We start from the raw sequence: 2,760 nt of genomic DNA on the forward strand, positions 1-2,760 counted from the left end.
GGCCGGCACCTCGCCGATCCTGAAGACCTCCTCATCGTGAAAGAGGTGGTCGAACTGCGCGCCGTCGGGCAGGAAGTTGCGCTCCAGGTTGTACAGCTTCTTGAAGGTGGCCTGGACTTCCTTGATGCGCTCGCCGATGGCGATGCGGCCGCCGACCTTGCCCTGCAGGTAACGGGCGCTCGACAGGTGGTCGGCATGCGCATGCGTTTCCAGGATCCACTGCACCTGCAGCCCTTGGTCGCGCACATGCGCCAGCAGCCTGTCTGCCTGCACGGTGCTCGTACGCCCCGACTTGAAGTCGAAGTCCAGGACCGGGTCCACGATGGCCGCGCATCGGGTGGCGTTGTCGACGATGACGTAGGACACGGTCCAGGTCTTGTCGTCGAAGAAGGGATGGACCGTGGTTCTGGCCGACATGCGGGCTCCTTGCTGCGTCAATATCTTGATCAATATTATATTGACTAATATAATGAAGGCAAGTTGAAGGAGCCCGCCCGTGTCCCGTTCCACCGTCATCGACCCCGAGGTGCTGCGCCAGGCCGCGGGCGAGGCCGTGAGCGCCCTCAAGGTGCTGGCCAACCAGGAGCGGCTGCTGCTGCTCTGCCAGCTGTCGCAGGGGGAGATGTCGGTCGGCGAGCTGCAGGACGCCCTGGGCATCCTGCAGCCGACGCTGTCGCAGCAGCTGGGCGTGCTGCGCAACGAAGGCGTGGTGACGACGCGCCGCGACGGCAAGCGCATCTGCTACAGCCTGGCAGACCCGAAGCTGCTGCAGGTGCTGGAGCTGCTCTACACCCTGTACTGCCCGAAGGAGTAAACCGTGACCATCGACTGGAACGCCTTCACGCCCTGGGCCTCGCTGGCGGGGGGTGTGCTCATCGGGTTGGCGGCCGCGCTGTTCGTGCTGCTCAATGGCCGCATCGCCGGCATCAGCGGCATCCTGGGCGGGCTGCTCAAGCCCGTCGAAGGCGACCTGGGCTGGCGCATCGCGTTCTTGCTCGGCCTTGTGGCATCCCCGGCCGCCTATGCGTGGATGGCCCGTTTGCCTTCACCACAGATCGACGCCAGCTGGGGCGCCCTGGTGCTCGCCGGCCTGCTGGTCGGTGTCGGCACGCGCTACGGCTCGGGCTGCACCAGCGGCCATGGTGTCTGTGGCCTGTCGCGGCTATCGCCGCGCTCTCTGGTGGCCACCGCCACCTTCATGGCTGCTGGATTCGCCACGGTGTTTGTCGTCCGGCATCTGCTGGGCCTTTGAGGAGTCATCATGCCTGTGCTCACGTCCTTGCTGGCCGGCCTGGTCTTCGGCGTTGGCCTGCTGCTCTCGGGCATGGCCGATCCGGCGAAGGTGCTGGGCTTTCTCGACCTGGCCGGTCGGTGGGACCCGTCTCTGGGGATGGTGATGCTGGGCGCGATTGCGGTCGGTCTGGTCGCTTTCACGGTCGCCCAACGGCGCCGCGTGTCACTGCTGGGCCTGGAGATGAAGCTGCCCGCGGCGCGCCACATCGACCGCCGCCTGCTGGGCGGTGCACTGCTCTTTGGCATCGGCTGGGGCATCGCCGGCTTCTGCCCGGGGCCTGCGCTGGTGGCACTGGGCATGGGCCAGGCCAAGGCCGCGGTCTTCGTGCTGGCCATGCTGGCCGGCATGGGCCTGTTCGAGCTGATCGAGCGCCGCCGTCCGGTCGCCCTTACCGCCCCCATCCCCGCCCCCGCCCCCGCCCTGTCCGAAACGTGACCGACCAGCGCAGTGCTTTGACCGGCGACACGCTGTGCTGCCAGTCCCAGCGGGCGGGGCCGCGCAGCAGGTAGATGGCGCGGGGCTCGGCCGTCACCGGGATCACGTCTGCCCGGGTCAGCGCCACCGGTGGGTAGGGCCGAAAGCGCAGCACCGCCGGGCCGCCCAGCGACAGGCCGATGATGTCCTCGAAGTCGGGCACGTCGCGGTGCCAGCCCAGCGGCGTGCCGGGCGGGTATTCGGCCACCAGCGCATGCACCAGCGCGTGGGGCGGCAGGCCGGCCCAGGCGGCCATGCGGTCGCGCAGCGGGTGCAGCGGCTCGGGCAGCGGTGCGGCGGGCAATAACTCGTTGCTGTCGTAGTCGAAGCTGCCACCGTAGCTCACCACCTGCCGGCGCGCCGTATACCCCTTGTAGCGGGCCGGCGCCAGCGGCAGTTGCCGCAGCAGGGTGATCAGTCCGGCTTCTTCCTGGGCGCTGAGAAAATCCCGCGCCACGACCATGCCCGGCGGCAGCCTGGGCGGCGGGGGCTCGGGTAGATCGAACAGCAGCCCTTGTTGCATGCGCCCAGCTTACCCAGGGCCCATACCCCCCGCTTTACGCGGTCTTCACATCGGCAGGCACCGGGGTTGCCCGGTCTCACCACCCTGCCGATCTTCCTGAGTCGTTCGTCTTCATGTCCTTGCCCGTCGTATCCCAAGAACAAGCACCCCGCGCCCGCATCCTGATCGTGGAAGACGACCTGGACGGCGCGCAGGCCCTGGAGGCGCTGCTGCAGATGGAAGGCTACGAGGTGCGCACCGCGCCCAACGGGGCCGAGGGGTTGGCGGTGGCGGCGCAGTTCGACCCCCACATCGTGCTGCTGGACCTGCACCTGCCGGTGGTGCACGGCGTGGCCGTGGCGCAGCATCTGCGGGTCAATGAACATGCGATGCGCCGGGTGATCATCGGCATCACCGGCCTCAGCTCGGCCTACCCGGCCGATGCCCAGGCCTTCGACCACAAGCTGAGCAAGCCGATCGACGCCGAGCA

6 protein-coding genes are annotated in these 2,760 nt (G+C 68.3%); 4 read left to right on the forward strand and 2 right to left on the reverse strand.

From position 1 onward, the window contains the following. Positions 1-417 (reverse strand): MBL fold metallo-hydrolase (locus tag ABNT58_RS02540; RefSeq protein ID WP_348751942.1); only part of this gene is annotated, 417 nt, incomplete at its 3' end. 79 nt (positions 418-496) lie between these two features. Between ABNT58_RS02540 and ABNT58_RS02545 the strand changes: the two genes are divergently transcribed. Genes ABNT58_RS02545 through ABNT58_RS02555 form a run of 3 tightly spaced genes read left to right on the forward strand, consistent with a single transcriptional unit; the run spans position 497 to position 1,729 of the window. After that, a complete protein-coding gene (locus ABNT58_RS02545) occupies positions 497-814 on the forward strand; it encodes a metalloregulator ArsR/SmtB family transcription factor (protein ID WP_348751943.1) in 318 nt (105 codons plus the stop codon). A gap of 3 nt (positions 815-817) precedes the next feature. Continuing rightward, positions 818-1,252, forward strand: coding sequence for a YeeE/YedE family protein (locus ABNT58_RS02550; protein WP_348751944.1), 435 nt, complete (start codon positions 818-820; stop codon positions 1,250-1,252). 9 nt (positions 1,253-1,261) lie between these two features. Beyond that, on the forward strand, positions 1,262-1,729 hold the full coding sequence (locus ABNT58_RS02555; protein WP_348751945.1) for a DUF6691 family protein: 468 nt from the start codon (positions 1,262-1,264) through the stop codon (positions 1,727-1,729). Here the strand turns inward: ABNT58_RS02555 and ABNT58_RS02560 are convergent. Next, positions 1,683-2,291 (reverse strand): alpha-ketoglutarate-dependent dioxygenase AlkB, encoded by a 609-nt coding sequence (locus tag ABNT58_RS02560; protein ID WP_348751946.1) that lies wholly within the window; start codon positions 2,289-2,291, stop codon positions 1,683-1,685. The genes ABNT58_RS02555 and ABNT58_RS02560 overlap by 47 nt on opposite strands. A gap of 113 nt (positions 2,292-2,404) precedes the next feature. Here ABNT58_RS02560 and ABNT58_RS02565 point away from each other — a divergent pair. Beyond that, positions 2,405-2,760 (forward strand): response regulator (locus tag ABNT58_RS02565; protein WP_348751947.1); only part of this gene is annotated, 356 nt, incomplete at its 3' end.

Source organism: uncultured Aquincola sp. (assembly GCF_964001545.1).
Classification (GTDB): Bacteria; Pseudomonadota; Gammaproteobacteria; order Burkholderiales; family Burkholderiaceae_C; genus Aquincola.